Origin of the sequence: Marinifilum sp., from assembly GCF_965230805.1 — a bacterium.
Lineage (GTDB): Bacteria > Bacteroidota > Bacteroidia > Bacteroidales > Marinifilaceae > Marinifilum.
Window position 1 is genome coordinate 3,406,321 of record NZ_OZ246019.1, and the last position, 25,048, is coordinate 3,431,368.

A 25,048-nucleotide genomic window follows, 5' to 3' on the forward strand; every position below is an offset into this window, starting at 1 on the left:
GTCTATGTTAATGAAAACAATGTGCTTTTTGGGATTTCTCAGTGTTCTAACATTATATACGCAAGCTCAAGCAGATATTGATGATAATTACACTAAGGCTATATCATTTGAAAAACAATTAATTGAAAATTATGATCGAATGCTGAAAAGTACTGTTCTGATAACAAAAGGAACAGGTGTTATTGTTTCGGAAGATGGCTACATTCTAACTGCAGCTCACGTAGTAGAGGGGCTCATTGAAGAGTTCGGTGATAGTATTTATACGGATATACAGTTATACGATGGAAGAGAACTTAAGGCAAAGATACTGGGTAGGGATGAAATCAATGATTATGCCTTATTGAAGATTGTTGATGAAGGCACTTGGCAGTACTCAAAAATTGGCAATACAGATACCTTTGGTGAAAACAATATTTGTTTCATGCTTGGGCATCCCGGTGGTCGAGAAGAAAACCGTCCGGCTGTACTACGTATGGGGTTTTATGAGCTATTGGCTGATAATTATTTCTTTCAAACTACTTGCATCATGAATCCCGGAGATTCCGGAGGACCTTTGTTCGATATTAAAGGAGAAGTTGTAGGCTTGTGCAGTTTCAATAATATAAAAACTGAATTTAACTTTTACACAAATATTGGTTATGTGAAAAGGAATTGGCATAAACTACTCGCTGGAGAGGTTTTTAACATTCTTTCTTCTTTAGATTATGAAAGCTCTAGTGGTCATGGTTTGTATACACCAAGAATTAAGAATGAGGTCAACGCCATTGATGGTGGATCTAAAGGTTTTAAAGAGGTGTTCAACAAGCTTAAGAATGAGACTGCTCATTCGATTGTTCTTGTCCGAAGTAATAAAAACAAACAAAAATCGCTTGTAAGTGGAAGCATTATTCATTCAGATGGTTACATTGTAGCAAAATCATCTATCGTAGGAAATGAAAATATAGAATGCTATTTGCCAGATAAAGAATGGGTTGAAGCTAAAGTTATACATCGGTTTATTGAGAATGATCTTGCACTTATTAAGGTTGAAAAAAATAATTTAAAACCTCTTAATATGAGTTTTCAGGATCAGTTGAAACCAGGTGATTTTGTAGCAACGATAGATTATAAAGATAGTATCAGGTATGCAGGAGTAGTAGGTGTACAAACCCGAAAGATTCCTGAGAAATCCCCTCCATATGGCTTTTTAGGACTTAAGTTCAAAGATGGATTAGAGGTTGAGCAGGTAGTTGGCTATAGCCCTGCTTACAATGTGGGCGTAAAGAAAGGTGACAGATTGCTTAAAATGGGACAGGATTCAATTGCTGATTTGCAAAGTTTTTATAAGTGGATGGAAGCAACTAAACCGAATCAGATTATAAGTTTTAGCCTTGAACGAGATGGTGAAGAATTGAATTTTGATGCAACACTCATAAAAAATACATTTTGGAGACCTCGGTTTAAAAATGGTAAAAATGGGCATAATTGGGCAGATGGTCTATCAGCAGTTTTCACACATGATATGCCATTGGTTTATGACGACGCAGGCACGCCGGTAATTAATTTAGATGGTGATGTGGTTGGGATAAATATTGCCAAAGAAAATCGAACCTGTTCTTTTGCAATCCCAATTTATGAAGTTAAAAAATTGCTTGATACATATTTGCAAAAACATGAAACGGATAAGTGAGGCCACAGAGAAAGTTTACTATCCAATTAAAGCAGTAAAAAAGATTTCTTCTTTTTTACTGCTTTCTGTGTATATAATCTATGCCAGAAAAGCACTTATTTTCACAAGCGTTTGAAAAGAGAACTTTACAAACAAGCGTTGGTTTCTTTAAAATCCAGAAATTTGCTTTCGTAATTTAAAAAAGGGCCTAAGGCAGTATTCCCGTTTATACAAATTACATTTCAAAACATCTGGTAAACCAATCTATTTTCTTGCAATCATTAATTCTTTTTGTATTGATTTGTATTTTCACCATCAAATTGTAAACAATCAATAGGAGAATAAAATACAAATCATTTTGATTCTTAAAATGTCAAATCAATTACGCAGTATCAATTATTCAATATACTGCATACAGAAACTTTTGGTTTACAATCAGTGCAATACCAGTTGAATAGCCAAAGGATTCTAACTTGTTTTTGCTAAAATCTCTACAAATTTTTTGTGATTTTTAGAAAACCGCTGCTTTTGTTCTGTTCGCACTTGCATTTGATTGCTCTGCATGTTGTGTTGATTTCGATTTCAGATGGTTTAATTGTGTCCGCAGCTTGTTTTGTATCAAAAACCACTGCTTTTGTTCTGTTCGCACTAGCATTTGAATGCTCTGCATGTTGTGTTGATTTGAGACTGTTTAATTAATTGTGTCCGCAGCTTGTTTTGTATCAAAAACCACTGCATTTGTTCTGTTCGCACTTGCATTTGATTGCTCTGCATGTTGTGTTGATTTCGATTTCAGATGGTTTAATTGTGTCCGCAGCTTGTTTTGTATCAAAAACCATTGCATTTGTTCTGTTCGCACTTGCATTTGATTGCTCTGCATGTTGTGTTGATTACGATTTCGGAAGGTTTAATTGTGTCCGCAGCTTCTTTTGTATCAAAAACCACTGCTTTTGTTTCATTTGCAGGAACTATCGGGGACTATTTTAAGTCGAATTCACGTTATTTAGCAAACTGTGTCGATCCTTAATTCAGAGCGCCCGAGCTTCACCCACTTTTGAAATTTGCGTGTTGATAAAGCGTATCGTTAGTATATGTTTCGAAACATAAACATTTAAAATCATGCCAATAGTACTGGTAACAGAACAGTTAATTATGCGATGGGCAGCCTCAATGGAGAGTGACTGCTCTTTTTTTACTCTCGGAACAAAGTATAAATTCAATTTTGTAACCGATTAATAAATTATCTTTTCAGATAAAACATCTATATTTGAACCACTAATATGAAAAATCAGGAGCAAATAATCATACAGACATTAAAGAAAGGCGATGAGTCTGGTTTGCGTCAGATGTTTGATCTGTACTACACTCCAATGTGTGTATTTGCACTAAAGTATATTGATTCTTTCGATCAGGCCGAAGATTTGGTTCAGGATATTTTTATTGGTTTTTGGGAAAACAAGCGCATAGATAATTTAAATAGCTCATTAAAATCTTATTTGTTTACTTCGGTTCGAAATAATGCCATCAATCGTATTAGAAAGGAAAAAAGATTTCATCTTGAGGAATTAGATGATGAGTTTGATCTGTTTGAAGATGATGTTGTAGATCTTGAAGAATTGGAAGAAAAAAAGCAGAGCATCTATAAAGAAATTGAAAAACTTCCAACTCAAAGTCGCAAAGTATTTGAACTAATCATATTTGGCAACTGCAAATACGATGAAGTAGCTGTTGAATTAAATGTATCACGAAATACCGTAAAAACTCATTTTTCCAGAGCCTTAAAACAACTGCGTTCATCGCTTGATGTTATAATTCTGATACTTATCGCATCATAAATGAAAAGAGCAATCTGTGTCAGTTGTCAACTATATTGCATTTCAATGTTTTCTAGACTCCTTCCAGACTTGTTTAAGACTCGTTCTACGTTTTAGGCTTCTTTTGTGCTTAATTTATAGCTTGTTACATGCGCATGTTTAAAAAACTGATCTTTTTTTTTAACTCTTGTCACCCATGAGCAATTTTTTGAATCATACTAATGTAAGCGCACTCGAAAAAGCTATTTAAATTGCGACAAATGAATCAGAACGAAGTATATATTATCAACTTGGCCTTAGACTACAGCAAGGGAGAGCTGTCGGCTGAGAAGAGAGCCGAATTAATACAGATCATGAATGATCCCGAAAGCAAGAAGATATTTGTACGATATTACAAAACTTACAAAAAGACTCGTTCTGTAGCTTTCATAAATCAGGTAAATGAGGGTGACGCTTGGAATAAAATCAATTCAAGAATTCGTAAATCAATTCCAATATCTCGTAAATCAAAACTTAATAGGTTCAAATCCTGGATTCCTTATGCTGCTGCCATAGCAATTTTTGCAATTGTTGGAACTTACTTGGTGCAACGTAGCATTAAGAATATTGATTATACAGCGAATTATAATTTTGAGGAATTGGTAGATGTTGACAGAGGAAAAGCTTTCTTAAAAATGGCAAATGGTTCTGTTGTTAATTTAGAGAAAAATAAGGAGTTAGAATTATCTGAATTGGATGGCACAAAAATTTATAAGGATTCGACCAATAGCATAAGCTACGAGACCGATAATACAGAGACTGTTGAAAGAAAACAGTCCAAGATACTATACAACACGGTAGTTGTACCTAAGGGGGGAGAGTATCAATTGATATTAATTGATGGTACAGTGGTTTTTCTTAATGCAGATTCTGAATTGCGATTTCCAATACAATTTGCTAACGACAAAAGGGAAGTGTTCCTAAAAGGGGAGGCATATTTTGATGTGGCTCAAAATAAAAACGCACCATTTACAGTATATGCACATGATACCGAGGTAAAGGCATTGGGTACCAAGTTTAATATTTCTGCCTACAACGATCAGGAATACATTGCCACTACTTTGGTAGAAGGTAGTGTAAGAGTAAACAACCTTGGGAATAGTACAGTTTTGGAGCCAGCTTACCAATCTATGGTAATCAGGGGGAGAAGCGCAATTGATGTAAAGGCAGTGGATACAAAATTATATACCTCGTGGATAGATGGTGTATATGAATTTGAGAATACGGAGTTAGAGTACATCATGACTCAACTGAACAGATGGTACAATGTTAAATTTTTTTTTGAAGAAGCACAGTATAAAAATATTAGATTTACAGGAGCCGTTAAAAGAGACAATTCATTTGAATATACATTGCAGCTGATTAGCCGTGTAGCTGATGTTGATTTTGCAATAAAGGATGATTATGTTGTAGTGAGAAAAAAAACAAAATAAAAACAGGAAGTATTGGCGTACTTCCTGCTAGTGATAGTTAACACCATTGTTGGCGCAATGGTATTTAGTAACCTCAACCCTAAATTATGAAAAAACTCGAAAAAAGGGTGCATTTATCTGCACCTGTTCGGAAAATTCTACGTGCTATGAAAATAAGTGTGTTTTTAGTACTGGTTTGTTCTTTGCAGCTGTCGGCAAGTGTAATGCTTGGTCAACAGGTAAAAATGCAAGAAGGACAAGCAAGTGTACGTGAAGTTTTTAAAGAATTTAAGAAACAAACAGGCGTCTACTTTATGTACAACGAAGAGGAGGTGGACAATTCTGTAACTGTAAAGGTCGACTTCGATAATATGAGTTTGGAAGAAGCATTGAATGATGTGTGTGAACAAGCTAATTTGGAGTACCAGATCGTGGATGATTATGTGTTAATCAAAAAGAAAGAGTTGATTCCTGATAATCAAGAACAACAACAAAAATCCATCAAAGGAAAAGTGACCGACAAAAATGGGATGGAGCTTCCAGGTGTTTCTGTTATTATTAAAGGAACATACACAGGTACTTCTACCAATATGGATGGTGTTTATCAAATTAAAGTTTCTGAAGGTGATGTTTTGGTGTTCTCGTTCGTAGGAATGCTTAATCACGAGGTTCGATTTGAAGGTCAAGCAGAATTGAACGTTGTGATGGAAGAGGCTGAAACAAAGCTGGATGACGTAATTGTTACAGGTCTGTACGAGCGTAGAAAACAAAGTTTTACAGGTACCGCAACAACTGTTTCGGGTGAGGAACTGATGGAGAAAGGTGTGGAGAATGTAATTCAAAGCTTGGTTCTTGTAGATCCGTCTTTAAATATCACCGAGAATAATTTGGCCGGATCTAACCCAAACAACATGCCTGAATTAAGGTTGCGTGGAACTTCTGTTTTAAATACAGGTGGTTTTGGTGAAATAAGCAGGGAAAATCTGATTGGTGATCCTAACCTTCCTACTTTTATTCTTGATGGTTTTGAAACGACCATGGAAAAAGTACTTGACATGGACATGAACAGGGTGAGTTCAGTAACCATTTTGAAAGATGCCGCAGCTACCGCACAATATGGATCAAAAGCAGCAAACGGTGTTATTGTAATTACAACAAAACGACCTAAAAGTGGTAAGCTGCAGGTTAGCTACAATACCAATATTGGCTTTTCTTTTCCCGACTTGTCTTCATACAATATGCTTGACGGATCGGAATTGTTTGAGCTACAGAAAAAATTGAACATTTATAATGTAGACGGAGCGGAGTGGGATTATAAAGCAGTTCAAATAGAAAGAAACCTCGCCAGTGGTGTTAATACCGATTGGATGTCGCAACCACTTAGAAATACAGTTAAACAGAAGCATTATCTAAATCTTACGGGTGGTAGCGAAAAAATGCTGTACAATATTGATTTGAACTACAGTAGTAACCCGGGTGTTATGAAGGATTCATACAGGCGTAATGCAGGCATAGCAATTGCTTTAAATTATAATTTGAATGATAAGATAAGGTTTCGAAACCAGTTGACCGTAAACAGAAATTACGCTAAAGAATCACCTTATGGTAGTTTCTTGGAATATACAAGAATACCTGACTATTTTCCTATGCGTGATGAATATGGGGAGCTGTTAGAGAAATTTTCATATACCTATTATGATGATACAGAACGCTCATTTGGATTTAGAAACCCCATGCAGGAAGCAACTGTTGGGAATGTCGACAAATCAAAATATACCGATATAACAGACAACTTACAGTTCGATTGGCGGATGACGGATGCACTTAGATTTATTGCAAAGGTATCCTATTCATACAAGACAAGTGAAGATACCTGGTTTAAATCGCCAGATTCGTTTGTGTATGCAAGAAATGGCATAAACCCTCTGGAAAAAGGAGAATATAGGTATACACATCGTGTAGATGAGAGATGGGAAGCAAGAGCACAGCTGAATTATAATAAAACTTTTAATGGACATATTATCAATGCTTCTTTGATTAATAGTTTAAGTGAAAGTTCTTACAATGTTTTAGGGTTTAGCGCCCAGGGTTTTGCTTCCAGTAATTTATCAAACCCTGCATTTGCTTCAGGATACGAGATTGGCGGGCTTCCAACCTCTAATGAAGGATCATCAAGGACTTTTAACATGGCTGGAAACATCAACTATTCTTTTAAGGACAGGTATCTTTGCGATATAACCTACAATTGGAATGGATCTTCGGCATTTGGTACAAAGAATAAATTTGCAGGATTCTATGGTTTTGGATTGGGTTGGAATGTACACGAAGAAAACTTTCTTAAAGATAACGGTTTGTTTAACAGGTTAAGAATAAAAGCCAATTATGGGCAAAGGGGTACTGTTAACTTCTCGCCCTATCAGGCGAAAGATATGGTGACTTATGATGCCGATAACAGATACCTGGGTGGTTTGCCAACTTCTATAATTGGGTTGGGAAACGAAAGTTTGGTATGGCAGACAACCAATACCTTAGATATAGGTACAGATTTCGGATTGTTTAACCGATTTGACTTTACTTTTAATTATTTTAAGAATGAGACCGTTGATATGGTATCTGATATTACTACACCTCCATCAACAGGATTTTTAAGCTTTGCTGATAACTTAGGAGAAATGGAAGTAAAAGGATTTGAATTTTCTGCAAGGGCTAATTTGATACGAAAGAATGATATAACGTGGTCGGTAAATGTAAATGGTTATCATGATAGAACGAAACTACTTTCAATTAACGATAATTTAAGTGGTTACAATGATTATGCCGATGATGCGGGTTTATCTAAAGAACAACAAACAGGTCTGGGAGCCGATCTAAGGTATGCCGAAGCATCTCATGATTTTTTAGTTCGTTTTGAAGAGGGAGGATCTACAACGGCAATTTGGGCTGTCAGATCATTGGGTATTGATCCGGCAACCGGTAAAGAGATATTTATGACAAAAGATGGAGGTATTACTGATGTTTATAACCCGGATGATCAGGTTATAGTGGGAAATACTGCACCTGACTTACTGGGTAACTTTGGAACACAATTCAGGTATAAAAACTTAAATATAGGTATGACTTTTTCTTACTCATTTGGAAGTGATGCTTATAATCGTACGCTTGTGGATAAAATTGAAAACTCCTCTAAGGTATATAATGTAGATCGCAGAGCTTTAAACGAAGCTTGGTTAGAGCCGGGAGATATTGTGAAATACAAGACGAATCATGATTTCCAAACAGGGGCATTTAATGAAAAAACCCCAAGTAGTTCAAGGTTTGTTCAGAAAAATAATTACATCCGATTTAGTTCGTTAAATATTAATTATTTAATGAACAACTCTTTTACAAAGAAATTAGGTTTAGAATCATTAAGGATATCTCTTTTAACAAATGAATTATTCTACATTTCTACCATTGAAAGAGAACGAGGATTAGATTATCCGTTTGAACGATCATTTACAGTAGGATTACGTGCTAACTTTTAAAAATTGAACAATGAAAAAAATGAAATTTATTTATATACTAATTTTAGGCCTTTCATTTACAGCATGTAGTGATTGGTTGGATGTAAAGCCTGAAACAGAAGTGGATCTTGTTGATCAGGTGAGTACGCCAAGAGGTTTGGTTGAGATGTTGAATGGGGTGTATGTTAAAATGGTAAGCCCTGAATTATACGGACACCATCTTGTCTATGGAGCAATTGCAGATCTTGCACAAAATTACTATACACGTCAGGACTGGAACCAACGCCCATTTATACATTATACTTATGAATCAACTCAAGGCAAAACGATTAAAGATAATATTTGGCATGGCATGTATAATGCAATAGCAAATACGAATGCAATTATTGATAATATTGATGCTATTAAAGAAAAAATGCCAACTGAAGATTACAATCTGATTAAAGGCGAAGCTTATGCGATTAGGGCTTATTTGCATTTCGACCTGATCAGATTATTTGGTGATGCTTATGAAGATGCAGGAGAATCTCCTCAAATACCTTATGCTAACAAGTTTGATAGAGTTCGTTTTAAGCATTTAAGTGCTGAGAAGGTGTACACCTACATTTTGGATGATATTAGCGAGGCTGAAAAACTATTAGTCGAATCGGATCCTGTAGTAACAGGTAGTGCATATGATGGTGATTTCTTTGAATTGGAAGACAGACTTAGACATCTGAATTATTATGCAGTTATAGCTCTTAAAGCAAGAGTGCATTTGACAATGGGTGATACACAAACAGCTTCAAATTTAGCCCAACAGGTGATAGATGAATATACATGGAATTGGACAGTAGTCGAGGATTTAACGCATTACGAAGTACAATTAGGAAAAAAGACTCTATTTGAACCAGAGTTGGTTTGTGCTTTAAACGTGAATAAGTTAAATACCTATTATAATTCGTATTTTGGTGATGAAGAAGAAGTTTCTTATAACGCAGGAATTGCAGATGTTGAGTTTTCAAGTTCATTATTTGAAGCTTCTGGTTTTGGAGCCAATGATTGGAGATATTTATACTTATGGCATAAGAATGAGCAAGGTTATTTTAATGTACCAAGTAAATACGACCAGATTTCTACAAAAGCAGGTGTTAATGTTAGAGAACCAAAGATTCAATCTGTCCCCTTGGTTCGTATTACCGAAATGATGTTAATTGTGGCTGAGCATGAGTTAAAAGATAACTATGCTGAAGCTATTTCTATTATCCAAACCATTCAGGATAAACGCGACTATCAGATTGCAGATCCTGATTTACTTACTGTTTCGGATGCAGGTACAATGCTTGAAAAAGAATTTAGAAAAGAGACCTATATCGAAGGTCAGTTATTTTATAGGTATAAAAGGCTTGGTTTAGAATCAATACCTGCCATGAATGATGTAGGGACAATTACACTGCCTGAAGGAGCCTACAAGTTGCCACTACCGGAAAGTGAAAGAGAATACGGCAATATTGATAATTAAAATTTTAAACAGATGAAACGAACATGTAAATTTTAATCTTAAAAGTTACACACAGGGTAATGATTAAAATTTCTTGAGAGTTCCATGTGATAAATGAATGAAAATTTTAGACACATGAAAAAGTTAAATATCATTTTTAGTATAATATTGTTACTTGTATTTATTTCTTGTGACAAGGACGAAATCATGACCTATGAAGGTGACGATTATCTTTATTTTACCAATGTAGATGAAGATGGAAATTATCCTGAATATTTCAACAACTTTGTTTTCGATGATGAAGCGGTAACCGAGAAGAATATTACTGTACCTATATTTTTAAGGGGTATGCTAAGTAATGCTGACAGAAACTTTAAAATCTCTGTTGTTGACACACTAACCACAGCAACTGAAGGTCTTCATTACACAATCATTCAGAATGATCAAATTGTTCCTGCAAATTCAATAGAAGGAACTGCCTCAGTTAAAGTGATGAAAACGGAGGACATGAATGAGAATGAATTTAGTATTGGAATTCAAATAGAATCGAACGAAAATTTTGATACAACAGCCAATACCGTTGTCATTTTAAAAATAACAAATTCATTTTCTCAACCAGATTGGTGGTATCCACATCCAAATAAGTATTATACTACCCATATTGGTCCATATACCCAAACAAAAGCTTTGTTGTGGTTGGAGTATTTTGGTGTAACAGATGGTTCAGATCCCTTGTTCGATATTAGGTCTTACGTTTGGAAAGGAGTTCAGTATTATGATCCAAACAAGTTCAAAGCTCAGGTTGCAGCTTTTAAACGTTGGCTTGAAAATGAAAAAGGAGATCCAACAGATGAAAATGGAGATTTGGTATCAAATACTTTATTATACGAATAAAATATTGAAATGATGAAAGCATTAAAAAAAATAACATACATAGCTATAGCATGCCTGTTACTCGTGTCTTGTCTCAAAGATGAGGGTAATTACGATTATGACATGCTTACCGAAATAGATCTTTCTGACATACAGTCACAAACTTATAACGTATTTGTTGGGGATATTTTAACTATAACACCTGAATTGGGCGAATCCATTTCGGAAGAGAATCTTGAATTTCTTTGGGCGAGACGCTATGTGGATGATAATTCAGATTTTCAATTAGATACCATATCGACAGATAAAACACTTGACGTAGCAATTAATCTTGCTCCCGGCAATCATACATTTATTTTAGATGTTTTAAATACAGAGCGAGTTTATAGAAAAAAAGTATTTTTCGACGTTTTGGTTGAAACGCCTTTTGATAAGGGCTGGGTTATTTTAAAGGAAAAAGGTACAGCTACAGATTTCGATTATTACTCTGATATTACTGAAAAATTATCTGAAAATGTTTTGGAAAATATCACGGGAGTGAATCTTTCAGGTAAACCGGTTTCTAGCGGACATATCTTTAATTCGTGGAACGGGTATAGTCAATTAAATATTTTATCAGAAGATGGCGGTGTATTTCTTGATGCCACATCAATGCTGGAAATAGGAACTTGGGAAGAGCAATGGAAACCAACATACCTGGAATTACCTTTTTCCGGAACTTCCATATCCTATAATGGAAGGTTAAAGACTTTGGTTGCAGGAGGTAAAATTTTTCCTTACTCGACCGATTTTCAGAATCCAATATCAGAAGGATTAGATTGGTTTGAATTACCTGTTAAAGGTGATTATTATGCAAATGGAATGCTTTGTGGATGGTATACTGGCCTTTTGGTTTATGATGAATTAAATAGAAGGTATATAAACTATAGTGGTAATACATTTGATGAATTTGAAGAAATTAGTGTAAATATTGAGGAACAGCCTTTCGATCCTAATAATCTTCAGATGAATGTTTTATATATGGATAATGACGAGCTTGAGGCCTATAATGGAAACGTAGTTTCATTTTTAAAGGCAGATGATGGTTCTTATTACACACATGAGTTCAAAACTCATAGGAGAGATGGATTTACTGTTGCTTATCATGAAAAGCTTCCGGATGGAGCAATAAGCGATATGTCAGTATATGCCGTTAGCACCAAATTACCATTTAGTTATATGTCAAATGGTAATAAAATTCACAGGTATAACAGAGATTCTTATCAGTTGCAAACTGATTACATAACTGCTGAGGGGAATATAACAGCTATGGGGCTTTCAAAAGACGGAAAAAATCTTGCAGTGGCTACTGATAATGGTGCAGGCTCTAAAATTACCTTCTATGATCTGTTTAATGATGAGCTTGTTCTAATGACACTTGAAACGGACTCTAAAGTTGTAAAGCTTATGCAGAAGTGGGATGTTCAAAGTTATCAGTTACGATAATCATGCATAGAACGCCTAAAACAGAGGCATACTAAAGCATAACGAGACTGACAAATGTATCATAAATTGTTCAGAATCTAGGGTATGTAGAGTTTGTTAATAAAGAATATAAAAACAAGAGGAACATCTTATGATGTTCCTCTTCTTATAAGCCGGCAACTCTTATTAACCTTAATTAACCTAAAAAGAACTAAGAAATTTACAACTGTCAATGCCATTAGCTAAGTGCTAATAGCCAAAATAACAGCAGAATAAAGCTCAATTCAATGTAATATTGGTATAATACGCCTAAAATCTTTTGAATTGAATATAAGATAGAAGAAAGAATTAGATAAAATATATTTGGCAAACAGAATAAATAAAAAGTAAGTTATAGCTTTTAAAGAGCTAATAGCAAATAGCCAACAACTAACAGCTAATGACTAACACTAATGACTAACAGCTAACTGCAAGATTAAAATGAAAACAACACTAAAAATAGCAAAACTACAACTGGTAAACCTGATGTATTCTCCTGTAGCCTGGGCGGTACTGGTAGTTTTTGCACTCTATTCAGGTATCCAGTATACAGATGCTGTTGAGAACATACATAATATGTTTAAGCAGACCCAGGATAAGATGGACTATAGTACGCTTAATGTTTTTGGGGGCTATTTATTCAAGATGAAAAACCTGATGTTTCTATTTGTGCCTATTTTAACCATGGGGCTCATCAGTAATGAAATCAATAGTGGTACCATAAAGTTATTGTATTCTTCGCCGATAAAGATCAGATCAATTGTGATTGGTAAATACCTGGCCATACTGATCTTTAGCTTGTTTATCGTGTTGATAATGGCAGCTGTTGTGGTGGGTACAGGATTCTTTGTAAATAACATGGATTATGGACTTGTGTTAACCGGGCTTTTAGGTTTTTTCCTTTTAATCTCTACTTATTGTGCCATTGGATTGTTTATGTCAACGTGGACGAGATATCAGGTAATATCCGGTATTGCAAGCATTGCTCTTTTGTATTTATTGGATTATGTAGGGAAATTTGGTCAGGATATCTACATCTTAGGGGATATCTTAAATTGGTTGTCCATCTCAAAACATTCAACACCATTGCTGCGAGGCTATATTGTTAGTTCTGATGTACTTTATTTTGTAATCATAACAGTATTGTTCCTTGCTTTTGCGATTAATAAAATGACTGCTGATCGTTTGAATAGTATTGGAAAACAAAAAATCAGAATCCTTTCCCTTGCCTATGTTGGTGCCACAGTATTAGCCATTATGCTAATTACCGTTCCTCAGTTAAAGTTTTATTTGGATACAACTGAAACCAAAAGGAATACGGTAAATCCGGTTACCATTGAAATTATGGAAAAGCTGGATGAAGAGCCCTTAACTATTAGGGCATTTGCAAATGTGCTTCATGGGGGGCGTATTTACCCAAAAAAAAGAAATGGGTTTAAACGAAGTTTTAGCAATTATACGCGCTTTATGCCCGATATAAAATTTCAGTTTCAGTTGTTCGCTGGATCTGTTACATATGATAGATTTCAAGGAGAGTTTAAAAACTATAGCATCAAAAAGAAAGCTGAAATGACAGCTTCCTACTACGAGCTGGGTAAGAATGAAATTGTAGATATTAACGAATTGGATATTAAAGATCAAGAGGTGCTCAATAGGTATGATATGACCTTTAAGTTACTCTTGAAGTTTCAATATAAAGGTAATCAAGCCTTTGTTAGAACGACAAGAGACGATAGAAGAATGGGGGTGTCAGAATTTGATTATGCTACAGCCATGAAAACACTTATTGTATCCCCCAAACATCTTGTTTTCTTAAGCGGAAATAATGAAAGGAGTATTGAACGTGCCTGGGAGCAGGACTGGAATCGCATGGCAAAAGGGTGGACGCATCGTTCAGCATTGGTGAATCATGGTTTTACTGTTGAAAATGTAAATCTGAAAAATCAATCCATTCCTGAGAAGACGGATGTGTTGATTATTGCCGACCCTATGATTGCTTATACTGAAACTGAATTAGAACAAATCAAAAACTATATTGAAAAGGGAGGCCACCTATTGATTGCCGCAGAGGGGGCAAATCATAAAGTAGTTAATCCATTATTAAGTTACTTTAAGGTTGAAATTCAACATGATAAAATCCTCAGCAATCAATCTGGAAAGCTAACAGAGTTTTGTTCAGGAATCATAAATCAAGAAGCTCCTGAATTCCTAATAGATTATGGAATAGAGTCATTTGACTTGCCTGGAGCCAGTCCTTTGGAATATGAAGCTGAAAATGGATTTAATACTATTCCACTGGTAAAAACTGATGAAAAATATACAAGCCTGGAAAGTACTGGTCAGAAGGGATCATTTACTACTGCTCTGGCATTGAATCGTAGGGTTAACAACAAAGATCAGAAGGTAATTATAATAGGGGATGCCGATTTTGCTTCCGATAAGGAGATATTGAAAACCAAAAAAAAGGGATTTACTGATAATTCCGAGTTTTATAAAAACCTATTCAGATGGTTTACCGATGGCGAATACCCATTGCGTTTTGAACAAGCAAAACCTTCCGACAATACACTTAATATAAGTAATGAAAAAGAGAAATTGTATAAAATCATTTACATCTGGATTATTCCTTTTGCATTACTCCTTATTGGTGGATATATTTTCTGGAGAAGACGACGCATGTAGCGTCTAGTTGAAAGTTAAAAGTTGAAAGTCAAAAGTGCAGGAGAAAGGAACAGAGAAAGGAAAAAAAGGACAACGAACTGGGGGATCTCTAAAAAAAACTCTGCGCGCCTCTGTGTTTATTTATAATTCATCATTCATAATTAGAAAGTCATGTCAAACAAAATATTAGAAATCAAAAACTTGTCGCACCGCTATACTAAAAACTGGGCGATTCGCGATATCAATATTGAAATGCACTCCAACGAAATCCTTGGATTATTAGGATCTAACGGAGCTGGTAAATCAACCACCATGAATATTCTTTGTGGTGTTTTGAACCAAAGCGAGGGTGAGGTATTTATCAATGGGATTGATTTACGTAAGAACCCGGAAGAAGCCAAAAAGAACATTGGTTTCTTACCACAAAAACCACCGGTGTATCCCGATTTAGCCGTAGAAGAATACTTAAAGCATACGGCACACCTACGTTTTGTGCCGGAGAAAGAAATTCCTGCAGCCTTGGAAGCTGCTATGGAAAAATGTGGATTACTACACATGCGCAAAAGACTAATCCGTAACTTATCAGGAGGTTACCAGCAGCGCGTTGGTATTGCACAGGCCATTATTCACAAACCTAAGCTGGTAATTTTCGATGAGCCTACTGTAGGGCTTGATCCAAATAATATTGCCGAGATTCGTGAGTTGATTCGTGAAATCGCACAGGATCGTGCTGTAATCCTTTGTACCCACATTTTACCTGAGGTGCAAATGATTTGTAAATCGGTTAAAATGATCGAACAAGGTAAGTTGGTGTTCTCTGATAGTATCGATGCCTTTAACGATTATGTAGAGCCGGATACGCTGTTTGTAGAAATGGGCAACCCGCCATCCATCGATGCTTTAAAAGCCATTGATGGCGTATTAGAGGTTGAGCCTAAAAACGGAAACCAGTTCCGTGTGAAGTTCGATTTCCATAAAAATGTATCCGAAGAAATCATTAGCCAGAGTGTGAAAAACGATTGGAAACTAAAAGAAGTAGCCATCGAAAAGCAATCGCTTGATTTAATTTTTGCACACTTATCGGGGAAGGTAAAGAAATAAGACACAAGTATCAAGACTATTGAGTTATGGTACTTGCTACTTGAAACGAATGAGTAATTATTAATTAACTGTAAGTATCATAAAATAGAACGGTTTTATACATCATGTAAATCATCTTGCTACTTGATACTTACTACTTGATACTTAATAAGAAATGAAAACAACAATAAGAATAGCAAAACTCGAACTGAACAACCTGTTTTATTCGCCATTGGCATGGTTGGTATTGGTTGGGTTTAGTATTTATACGGCAGTGTCATTAATGCCTTTTTTTGAAGGTCAAACTTTAAATCAGGAATTATATAATGAAATTTCCATCCTATCCTTAACTCACTCAATTTACTTTAGTCCTAATAAGGGCTATTTTAGAATATTGATCAATTTATTGATGGTGTTAGTTCCTTTAATAAGTATGGGGGTCATAAGTCGCGAGGCAAATACAGGATCTATAAAACTCTTATATTCATCACCTGTAAAGTTACGTTCAGTTGTTTTAGGTAAATACATAGCCGTAATGGGAATGGTGAGTTTGTTGATGACAATTGTATTAATGGCGGTTCTGGCAGGATGGCTATCAATAGATGCTTTTGATATTGGCAGAATATTAAGTTCATATCTACATCTGTATTTGTTTGCAGCACTTATTGCAGCCATTGCTGTGTATGTTTCTACTTTTTCCGAATACCCGATTGTGGATGCAGTAGCTACAATAGCTTTGGTTTATGGACTGGATTTATTATATGGGTTGGTAAAAGATATTCCGGTGATTAATCAGGTTATGTATTGGATGGCTCCATCGAGACAGATGAGTTATGCTTTTGCCGGATTAATAACTTCCAAATCCATTATGTATTTTATAAGCCTGACCTTAATGTTTTTGAGCTGGGCCTATTTTAAAATGGCCATAAAACGTCAGACCAGTAAAGTGAAAAAATACACCCGTGTAAAAATGGGAATAGGTTTATTGCTTACTATGGGCGTAATTTATGTAACAAGTTTACCTGCTTTATTGCTGTATAGTGATGTTTCAGGTCGCAAGGTGAATGAGATTAACCCGGTAAGCAAAGATGTCTTAGCTCCCTTAAAAGATAAGCCCATAAAAATTACAACTTATGTAAATATTTTTGGAAATAACGCTAGCTCTTTACTTCCCAATCGTCAGATCAGTGATAAACTTTTTTTTCATAAATACAGACTGGAATATCCTCAAATAGAGCAAGAATATGTCTATTTCTACATGCCGGAAATGAAGGAGACTTATCAAAAAAACAGAATGGTAAAAGGAGAAAAATCCTTGGAAGAGCTAGTACAGCATTTTGCCAATCTTAGGAAATTGGATGTTAAAAACATCCATCATATCGATGAGTTAGGTCTGAGCGATGTGGTAAAATCTAAATATGCGAATTTTAATTTCCGTATTATCGAAAGTGAAGGTAAAAAAAGTGTTTTAAATCATAGGTTCGATGATAAAATGGGATCACCTTTTCAGGCACAAATTTCAGCAGCATTTAAACGAGTGGCAAGTAAAAATTATAAGGCAGCCTTTGTATATGGGCATAAGGAAAGAGGGATCAATGTAAATGAAGAATTGGCAAAATCCAGGATGAACTATTATACAAAGATCACTTATTCTGAGAATTACGATCATTTGATCTCAAATTCAGATCAAAGGTATGCATGGATTAATAATGGCTTTGATATCAACAGTATAAAACTAGACAAAGAAGTGCCTGCAGATATTGATGTATTGTTTATTGCAGAACCAAAGTCAGCTTTTTCAGAAACTGAAATGGTGAATCTTAAGCAATATATTAATACGGGAGGAAATCTGGTAATCACTTCGGGAAGTGGGAACGAAAAGCTTATGAATCCTATTGTAAAAGAGTTTGGAGTGGAATACTTACCGGGTGTATTGGTGAATGATAATCCTGCTTATCCTGCTGATTATAACCTTGCCAAAACAGATGGCGCATTTAAAGAAAGATTTGGATATGATGCAAATGTTCAGATGTTAAACGCAACCGCCTTAAAACTGAATAAAAATAGTGAATTTGAGTCAACTATAGTGCTAAAGGCAAAACAGAAAGAATGCTGGATTGATAAAACAGGGCCCAATTCAATGGGTGAGATTGAGTATAACGAATCAGAAGGCGATTTAAAAGCAGATTTACCACTGGCAGTGCAATTGGAAAGAAATGTGAACGGAAAAACTCAGAAGGTGTTTATTGCTTCTGATGCTGATTTCCTTTCCAACGAAAGGCTCTATAACGCACCATCCGGAATATTTATTGCTAATATGGGTATTATGCCCTATATGTCCAGTTGGTTTACGGATAATGAATTCCCATTGGATATACAATATGAAGAGACAAAAGATTTACGCATGAAAGTTGCTTACAGCAATATTAAATGGTTAAAGCTACTATTCTACCTGATCATTCCCGGCATCTTTGCTTTGTTTGGAGCAATAATGTTGATAAAAAGGATGAGAAACTAGTGTGAAGAGTGTTAATAAAACGAATTAAAGTTTTTGAAAATATTTTTCTTTTTACAAGGCAAGGTATACAGGCATAGCCGTAGCTACGGCGAAAAAGCTTAACGCAGTAGAAAGGAAAATAGGTCAAAAAATTAGTTCGGGGAATTAGCATTCTTTACACTAGTAATCTTATTGGATATAGGTAAAATAAATTAATACGGAATAATTTGAAAATGAAGAAACTGATTCTAATAACTGTAGCCATACTATGCACGAGCACAGTCTTTTCTCAAGGAATACAATTTGAGCATGGGACTTTAGCCGAAGCTTTTGAAAAGGCAAAAAAAGAAAATAAATGGGTATTTGTTGATACTTATACCGAATGGTGTGGTCCATGTAAGGCTTTAAGTAAGAGAGTTTTTCCACAGAAAAAAGTAGGCGATTATTTTAACTTACACTTTGTGAATATTAAGCTTGATGCCGAAAAAGGGGAAGGCATTGAGTTTGCTAAGAAATATAATATAAATGCTTATCCTACCTTACTATTTCTGAAACCCAATGGTGATGTAATGTATACTACAAAAGGCGCTGTATCTGCTGATGTTTTAATTGGGGATGCCAAAATTGCTATGAATCCTTCTTTACAATTAACAGCTCTTGAAAAAAGATATGCCAATGGCGAGCGCAATTTGGATTTCTTACTACAATATTGTGCAGAACTGCGGAAGGCTGAAAAAACCGATAGAATACTAAAATTAGGAGATGCCTATCTGGAAACGATAGAGATGAAGGATTTACTCAACCCAAAGGTTTTAAGAATGGTGATCGGATCACATAAATTGACTTTTAAAGGAGAAGTTTACCAGTTTATGTATGCCAATTGGGAAAAATTTGAGGCCATGGAAGGTATTGGTAAAGATGGAATGATGTATTATATGGAACGTCCTGCACGAGAATATTTGGGCGAAGTTGCCAAAAAAGGAAGCATAGAGGAACTTAATAAGGGCTTTGAAGAGGTAAAACGCGCATATAATACAAACAACGATACCAGAGATATTTATTATTCACTTCATCATTTGGAGCAAGGGAGAATGAATAAATGGTATGATATACACATGAAGCGGATGAATGCTTCTATATCTGAATTAGATTATGAAAATGCAGCTAATGTGTTGTCTTTTATGATTTACCAGACAAAAAACAAAACTGATTTAAAAGGTTCTAAGCATTTCAAAAGGCTACTTAAAACATCTGAAAAATTTGTAAAAGAATATGAGGATAAACAAATCAGGGGAGCTTACAAAGCACTTATTAATTTGTATAAAATGGAAGGGAATAAACAAAAAGCACTCGAAAGTGTCGATACCTACCTTAAACAGGTAGAAATGAAGTTTGGTAAAGTATTTCCTTCAGATTTAAAGTTAAGAGAAGAAATAGAGAATATGTAGTGCTTGGTTTTACAGGTACATTTTCAATATTACCATTTCAAAATGATGTAGGCGTATTTACATCTGCTGTATGTTTATATTCAACATCATGTTTTTGTTTGAAAAATAATAATGAAAATGAGCAACTGTAGAATTTAATTGTAATTGAATACAACATTAATGTTCTAACGCTAAAAAATTAAACAAATGAAGAAACAAATTTTAAGCATGCTCCTTTTCTGCAGTATTGCCCTTGGAGCTTTCGCGGAAAAAACAAAAGTGGAAGTGAAAATTAAAGATTGGCGCTTAGCAGGATGTAGCATGACAGTTGATGGGAGTATTAAATATTTTGATTTTAATGAAAATTTAGAAGGGTCATTAGAATTTGATCTAAAAGAAGCCAATTATGCCTACTTTGATTTTTATGGAAGTGGTGTATTAATGGATTTTTATTTGACTCCGGGAAAAGATTTGAGTATTACCATTCATGGATCGGAGGAAGGTTTTGGTGTACAAAATAAAATGCAGTGGCCGGTAAGTATTGAGTGCGAAGATGGAGGGATAAATCAATATTTATTAGATTACCACACCTCTGTTTGTAAAACACACGAAGCACCCTTTACCAATGAAGAAATGGCCGCTGGTGATGAAGTGCTTGTTAAACGTCTTGATGAATTGGTAGAGGAATATCGTAAAGAGCTTAAAAAAACAAAATTGCCAAAGGAATTTAAAAAGGTACATTATGAGGCCATTCCATATTTGGTAGTAAAACCATTGGCTTATTTAAAAGAATACGTTAAAGATGCAGCTCCCGGAGACTTATACTATAACAAACTAAAATCCTTGCTTGTTGAAAAAGAAATTCTTTTTCACTCAAAGGATTATAATGCATTTGTAAATGCCACGACCAAATCTCTTGGCGAATGGAAGTCTACAAGTATAGTAGAATGCACAACCAAGAGTATAAAACTTTCTGCGTCTTTTAAAGATAAAAACATTAAAAACAAGTTGATAGCATCCTACGCTTTTCCTTATTTCAAGAAATATGGAACGGATGGTACCGAAGAGATACAGGCTATTATGCGCGAAAATTTGGAAGCTGAGGATATTGAAAAACTGGATAAAATAGTGAAGGACTATGCCCAAATTTCCCGGGGACAAGCCTCATTTAAATTTGAGTTTAAAGATATCGATGGTAAACTGGTTTCTTCCGATGATTTTATAGGGAAATACTTGCTTATCGACCTTTGGGCAACCTGGTGCGGTCCATGTAAAAAGGAAATCCCCTTTTTGGAAAAGTTGGAGCACGAGTATGAAGGGAAAGATATTCAATTTGTAAGTATCTCTTTGGACAAACCTAAGAATAAAGAAAAATGGTCTAAAATGGTAAAAGAAAAGAATATGGGAGGGATACAATTATTTGCCAATGGAGACCTTAAAATTGCGGAATTTTACAAAGCTTTTAGTATTCCAAGGTTTGTTTTTATCGACAAAGAAGGTAAAATAATAAGCATGAATACACCAAAACCGAGCTCTGTATACATTAGACCTTTGCTGGATAAGTATTTAAAATAAGTATAGTAAGATAGACAGTACTCAAAATTGATTGTCGATTTCAATTATATAGTTATTACAATATAAGCTGTTGGTTTTTAGCCATTAGCTATTGGCTTTTATGAAAGTCAATTTAGTATTTTCAAATTAGCAGCGAAAGGCTAATTACCAATCGCTTGATGGGTGTTGCCTAAAGTGAACTCAGGTTAAATGAGATCAAGAAATAGTGATTTAAATGAAATTAATCTAAAAATTGAAATTCTAAGAATATGAATAATAAAAGTCTGATTTTTATATGTGCGGTTTTAGTAGCATCGCTTTGGGGCTGCAAGCAAACAACAAAAAAAGAAGAGGGCAAACAATTTGCCCTAAGTGCAGAAATTAAAGGTAAAGAGAATGGCTGGGTATATATATCTTCATTTCCATGCGTTTCTGATGCAGCTGAATATAAGTCTAGTACCAGCATGATGGATAGTGTGATGATTGAAAATGGTAAATTTGAATATCACTGCGACTTAAAAATTCCTTCTACAGTTCAAATTTTTTTGGATAAACCCAAAGACAAAAGAAAAAAAAACAAGGTCCTTCATCTTTTCGCTACCAACGAAACAATTCATTTAGAGGTTTCTATGGATAATTTAGAGAATGCAAAGTTTGAGGGAGATCATTATAATAAAGAATACAAAGCTTATAAAGAAGGATTAAAAAAGTGTGAAAATGTCCCGGGTTATAAAGAGCACAAAGAAAAATATTCTAAGCTGTCTTATGAGCAGATAAGAAGCCTACCCACAGATAAGTATAAAAAGTGGAAAGATGATGGTGCCGAATTTAATAGACTTGTATTTAAAAAGCAATTTCAATTTAAGGAAGACTACCTTAAAGAAAACCCTAAATCTCTACTTTCGCTGGTATTGGTAAATGAATTAGCCACAAATAAAAGTGCTGAATATTTTGATAAAATGCTAGGGCATATAGATAATGAAACTTTGGGCCATCATCCAATTTATTTGTTTTACAGCCGGAAAATTGAAAAAATGAGGGGTACTGAAGTAGGCTTTAATGAGTTGTTCAAAGGAATTGCAAATGTCAACTACCAGGTAGATAAAAGCTTTAAAGGTAAAAAGCTGAAAGATATTATTTATCTGGGGTCTTTTGCCAATAACAATACATGTGCCATAACAAAAGATGCTGCAGTTCAGATTATCAGTCCTCAAGCCAAAATTCTATCTAGTTTCGAAACTAAAATTGAAGGAAAACCCTCATCTGTAGCCGTTGATCAGGATGAAAAAATTTATGTTTTGTATTCTATTTTTGAGGTGAAAGAGATTAAACGAAGGGGTAAAAAATTCAAAGTAGAAAAACCTAAGGAGGCCAGATGTCGAGTTTTTAACACAAATGGGGAAAAAATAACTGACTATAAACTGGAAGGATTATTAACGCCAACCGGTGCAAAAGTAGCAGGTGCTAAATTATTGGTTTCGGATTCCAAGCAAAAAGCGGTGGGTATATTCAATTCTCAGAGTGGGGAAAAACTCTCCGCTATTGAAGACTTACGTTCTTGTTGCGGTATCATGGATATTGACGTGAAGGACAATAATCAGATTTTGGTTGCTAATCTGGGCGCTTTCAGAGTTTCAGGATACGATTTGAATGGTGTAAAGAATCTGGATTTTGGCCAACGAGGCAATGTTCTGAACGATTTTCATGGATGTTGTAATCCTGTAAGTGTGGCTTATTTATCTAACGGAGCCATTGTAACTGTTGAAAAAAGTCCAACCAGAGTTAAAATTTACAGCCGGGACGGAGCAAAAGTAATATCAGGGATTCATGAATTGGTTCAGGGGTGTGATCATATACCAATGACTGTAGACAATAATGATAATGTGTACCTGGCATCTCCCGATAGAGGAATGATAAGGTGTATAAAAAGCATTTAGCACAAATTCAGATTCTAAACTTGAATAAGATTTGGTTAATTATTGGATTTGTGTGAACAAAAACCGATTTCCCTGTCATGTGTCAGGCTTGCAAATCTGTATTAGCAATTTTTATATTTCACCCAAACACTTTGGGCAGTACAGTCCAAGGTGTTTGGTCTTACAAGCCCAAGGTGTTTGGGGTTATAAGCCCAAGGTGTTTGGGGTAGTAAGCCCAAGAAGTATGGGCTTATGCGACCAAGCTGTTTGGAAATAAAAAGAGCCTGACTCCAAGTCAAGCTCATAAATAAAAGATGCGTAATTTACAGGATTATCCTGGTGTCAGTTCATTGAGCAGGCGTCCTTTTTTTAGGGTTTTCCCTTTATGAAGAATACATCTTACTTCCACTTTAAAGATACCACTTGTCAAGGATTCCGGCACAAAAAACAACAATTCCGAGGGTTTGTTTTTTACTACTTCAGAGACCTTTGTTTCGGCACTATCCTCGGCAATAAAAAAGATACCTTGCTGTTCGTCCTCTGCATCAAACTTAAGTAAAGATCCCTTAATGCTGGCAATTTGGCCTGGTGAAAAGGATTCGTTTATTGAATTGCTCTTTAAATCCACAAAACGCTGAACTATCGGCTGTGGAGAAGAAATTTCAACCTTTTTAAGTTCAATACGATCTGTAACTTCCAACAGCCGTTTTCCTGGGTTCAGGTTAATTTTAATCGAATGCCTGGAGGCATCGAACCCGTCCTCGTCGTTTTCAAATACACCACAAACACTAGGATATACCTTAAATAGTCCTGTATTCACATTGTTTCCTTTAAGAATTGCGTCTACCACCGCGTATTCATATTCTTCAATTACCGAGATCGCCTCGGCTTTGGTAACGGTTGAACCTTTACCAATCATTTGTTCTACAATTTGATCAACGTTAATCGTGTCATTGTCAGTAGTAACTGCCATGCAGTCGTTCTGATCATCTGTCAGATGATTTGGTACTAAACCATAGCTTATTGCACATAATATTTTTCCGGCATTTTAACATCAAGCTGCTTGATCAGGATATCCAGTTCTTCCAGAAGTTTTTTGACCAAATGCAATAATCCCCTGGTGATGGCAATGCGTTCTTTTTTCGGTTTGCGGCGTTTACGACTATAGTTCCCATAACGCTGTTTCCACTTATTATACTTGCAGCGAGGCATGGTCTGTTTACCATATGAACAAAGTAGTTTCAGCTGGTTATAGCACCAATCTGTGGCCTCCCATAACAGTTTTTGGTCAGTTGGAAAGCGCAAACTGCTTTCGTAACAAGTGGCATCAGTAACAAGCTGATCTAGCTCTTCCATATAAGGCAGCCAATGCCTGGCTAAACTCTTTTGCGCTTCGTCAATATCCAACTTGGCTGTCAGCTCGCATCGTATCTGGCTAATAATTTTAAAATTATTGATTTGCTCTCCAATACCCAACAGTAAACCACAAAACAGCTGGTAATGAATATTGAAATTCAACTGCTCCATTAAACGTTCATCTGAACAACAAGCATAGTTCTTTAGAAACATTAAAGCCAGCTTACCCTTGGGGCTAAAAATGCAGTCTGGAGCCATCTTACTTTCTGTGAGACCGAAACAATC

The 25,048-nt window shown here is 35.3% G+C and carries 15 protein-coding genes; 13 read left to right on the forward strand and 2 right to left on the reverse strand.

Annotation, left to right across the window (positions count from 1 at the left end):
- The first annotated feature begins 10 nt into the window (after window positions 1–10).
- From ACO05S_RS13675 to ACO05S_RS13735, 13 genes are all read left to right on the forward strand, one after another.
- Entirely contained in the window at window positions 11–1,669 is a 1,659-nt protein-coding gene (locus ACO05S_RS13675) for a trypsin-like peptidase domain-containing protein (RefSeq protein ID WP_421918569.1), read from the forward strand.
- Window positions 1,670–2,928: 1,259 nt separating this feature from the next.
- Window positions 2,929–3,483, forward strand: a complete 555-nt coding sequence (locus tag ACO05S_RS13680; protein ID WP_421918570.1) for an RNA polymerase sigma factor — start codon at window positions 2,929–2,931, stop codon at window positions 3,481–3,483.
- Between the two features lie 239 nt (window positions 3,484–3,722).
- On the forward strand, window positions 3,723–4,934 hold the full coding sequence (locus ACO05S_RS13685; RefSeq protein ID WP_421918571.1) for a FecR family protein: 1,212 nt from the start codon (window positions 3,723–3,725) through the stop codon (window positions 4,932–4,934).
- An 86-nt stretch (window positions 4,935–5,020) separates the two neighbouring features.
- Window positions 5,021–8,437, forward strand: a complete 3,417-nt coding sequence (locus ACO05S_RS13690; protein WP_421918572.1) for a SusC/RagA family TonB-linked outer membrane protein — start codon at window positions 5,021–5,023, stop codon at window positions 8,435–8,437.
- Between the two features lie 10 nt (window positions 8,438–8,447).
- Window positions 8,448–9,917, forward strand: a complete 1,470-nt coding sequence (locus ACO05S_RS13695) for a RagB/SusD family nutrient uptake outer membrane protein (RefSeq protein ID WP_421918573.1) — start codon at window positions 8,448–8,450, stop codon at window positions 9,915–9,917.
- 114 nt (window positions 9,918–10,031) lie between these two features.
- Complete coding sequence (locus ACO05S_RS13700) at window positions 10,032–10,790, forward strand: DUF4843 domain-containing protein (RefSeq protein ID WP_421918574.1); 759 nt, start codon at window positions 10,032–10,034, stop codon at window positions 10,788–10,790.
- A 12-nt stretch (window positions 10,791–10,802) separates the two neighbouring features.
- A complete protein-coding gene (locus tag ACO05S_RS13705; protein WP_421918575.1) occupies window positions 10,803–12,254 on the forward strand; it encodes a PKD-like family lipoprotein in 1,452 nt (483 codons plus the stop codon).
- A gap of 459 nt (window positions 12,255–12,713) precedes the next feature.
- Window positions 12,714–14,954, forward strand: a complete 2,241-nt coding sequence (locus ACO05S_RS13710) for a Gldg family protein (protein ID WP_421918576.1) — start codon at window positions 12,714–12,716, stop codon at window positions 14,952–14,954.
- A gap of 150 nt (window positions 14,955–15,104) precedes the next feature.
- Window positions 15,105–16,034, forward strand: coding sequence for an ABC transporter ATP-binding protein (locus ACO05S_RS13715; RefSeq protein WP_421918577.1), 930 nt, complete (start codon window positions 15,105–15,107; stop codon window positions 16,032–16,034).
- Between the two features lie 154 nt (window positions 16,035–16,188).
- Window positions 16,189–18,531, forward strand: a complete 2,343-nt coding sequence (locus ACO05S_RS13720; RefSeq protein WP_421918578.1) for a Gldg family protein — start codon at window positions 16,189–16,191, stop codon at window positions 18,529–18,531.
- Window positions 18,532–18,743: 212 nt separating this feature from the next.
- Window positions 18,744–19,958, forward strand: coding sequence for a thioredoxin family protein (locus tag ACO05S_RS13725; RefSeq protein WP_421918579.1), 1,215 nt, complete (start codon window positions 18,744–18,746; stop codon window positions 19,956–19,958).
- 186 nt (window positions 19,959–20,144) lie between these two features.
- Window positions 20,145–21,512 (forward strand): TlpA family protein disulfide reductase, encoded by a 1,368-nt coding sequence (locus ACO05S_RS13730; RefSeq protein ID WP_421918580.1) that lies wholly within the window; start codon window positions 20,145–20,147, stop codon window positions 21,510–21,512.
- Between the two features lie 248 nt (window positions 21,513–21,760).
- Window positions 21,761–23,428 (forward strand): DUF4369 domain-containing protein, encoded by a 1,668-nt coding sequence (locus ACO05S_RS13735; protein WP_421918581.1) that lies wholly within the window; start codon window positions 21,761–21,763, stop codon window positions 23,426–23,428.
- A 310-nt stretch (window positions 23,429–23,738) separates the two neighbouring features.
- Here ACO05S_RS13735 and ACO05S_RS13740 read toward each other — a convergent pair whose 3' ends face one another.
- Window positions 23,739–24,443 carry a DNA-binding domain-containing protein gene (locus ACO05S_RS13740; RefSeq protein WP_421921291.1) on the reverse strand — a complete coding sequence of 235 codons (705 nt, stop codon included), beginning with the start codon at window positions 24,441–24,443 and terminating at the stop codon, window positions 23,739–23,741.
- Window positions 24,428–25,021, reverse strand: a complete 594-nt coding sequence (locus ACO05S_RS13745) for a transposase (protein WP_421918582.1) — start codon at window positions 25,019–25,021, stop codon at window positions 24,428–24,430. Before ACO05S_RS13745 ends, ACO05S_RS13740 begins: the two co-directional genes overlap by 16 nt.
- Window positions 25,022–25,048: the final 27 nt, after the last annotated feature.

Bases quoted from the DNA above. Each gene is read 5' to 3' on its own strand.
- ACO05S_RS13715 (WP_421918577.1), top strand. From the start codon at position 15,105: ATGTCAAACAAAATATTAGAAATCAAAAACTTGTCGCACCGCTATACT.
- ACO05S_RS13685 (WP_421918571.1), top strand. From the start codon at position 3,723: ATGAATCAGAACGAAGTATATATTATCAACTTGGCCTTAGACTACAGC.
- ACO05S_RS13735 (WP_421918581.1), top strand. From the start codon at position 21,761: ATGAATAATAAAAGTCTGATTTTTATATGTGCGGTTTTAGTAGCATCG.
- ACO05S_RS13720 (WP_421918578.1), top strand. From the start codon at position 16,189: ATGAAAACAACAATAAGAATAGCAAAACTCGAACTGAACAACCTGTTT.
- ACO05S_RS13705 (WP_421918575.1), top strand. From the start codon at position 10,803: ATGAAAGCATTAAAAAAAATAACATACATAGCTATAGCATGCCTGTTA.
- ACO05S_RS13745 (WP_421918582.1), bottom strand. From the start codon at position 25,021: ATGGCTCCAGACTGCATTTTTAGCCCCAAGGGTAAGCTGGCTTTAATG.
- ACO05S_RS13710 (WP_421918576.1), top strand. From the start codon at position 12,714: ATGAAAACAACACTAAAAATAGCAAAACTACAACTGGTAAACCTGATG.
- ACO05S_RS13680 (WP_421918570.1), top strand. From the start codon at position 2,929: ATGAAAAATCAGGAGCAAATAATCATACAGACATTAAAGAAAGGCGAT.
- ACO05S_RS13690 (WP_421918572.1), top strand. From the start codon at position 5,021: ATGAAAAAACTCGAAAAAAGGGTGCATTTATCTGCACCTGTTCGGAAA.
- ACO05S_RS13675 (WP_421918569.1), top strand. From the start codon at position 11: ATGAAAACAATGTGCTTTTTGGGATTTCTCAGTGTTCTAACATTATAT.
- ACO05S_RS13695 (WP_421918573.1), top strand. From the start codon at position 8,448: ATGAAAAAAATGAAATTTATTTATATACTAATTTTAGGCCTTTCATTT.
- ACO05S_RS13730 (WP_421918580.1), top strand. From the start codon at position 20,145: ATGAAGAAACAAATTTTAAGCATGCTCCTTTTCTGCAGTATTGCCCTT.
- ACO05S_RS13700 (WP_421918574.1), top strand. From the start codon at position 10,032: ATGAAAAAGTTAAATATCATTTTTAGTATAATATTGTTACTTGTATTT.
- ACO05S_RS13725 (WP_421918579.1), top strand. From the start codon at position 18,744: ATGAAGAAACTGATTCTAATAACTGTAGCCATACTATGCACGAGCACA.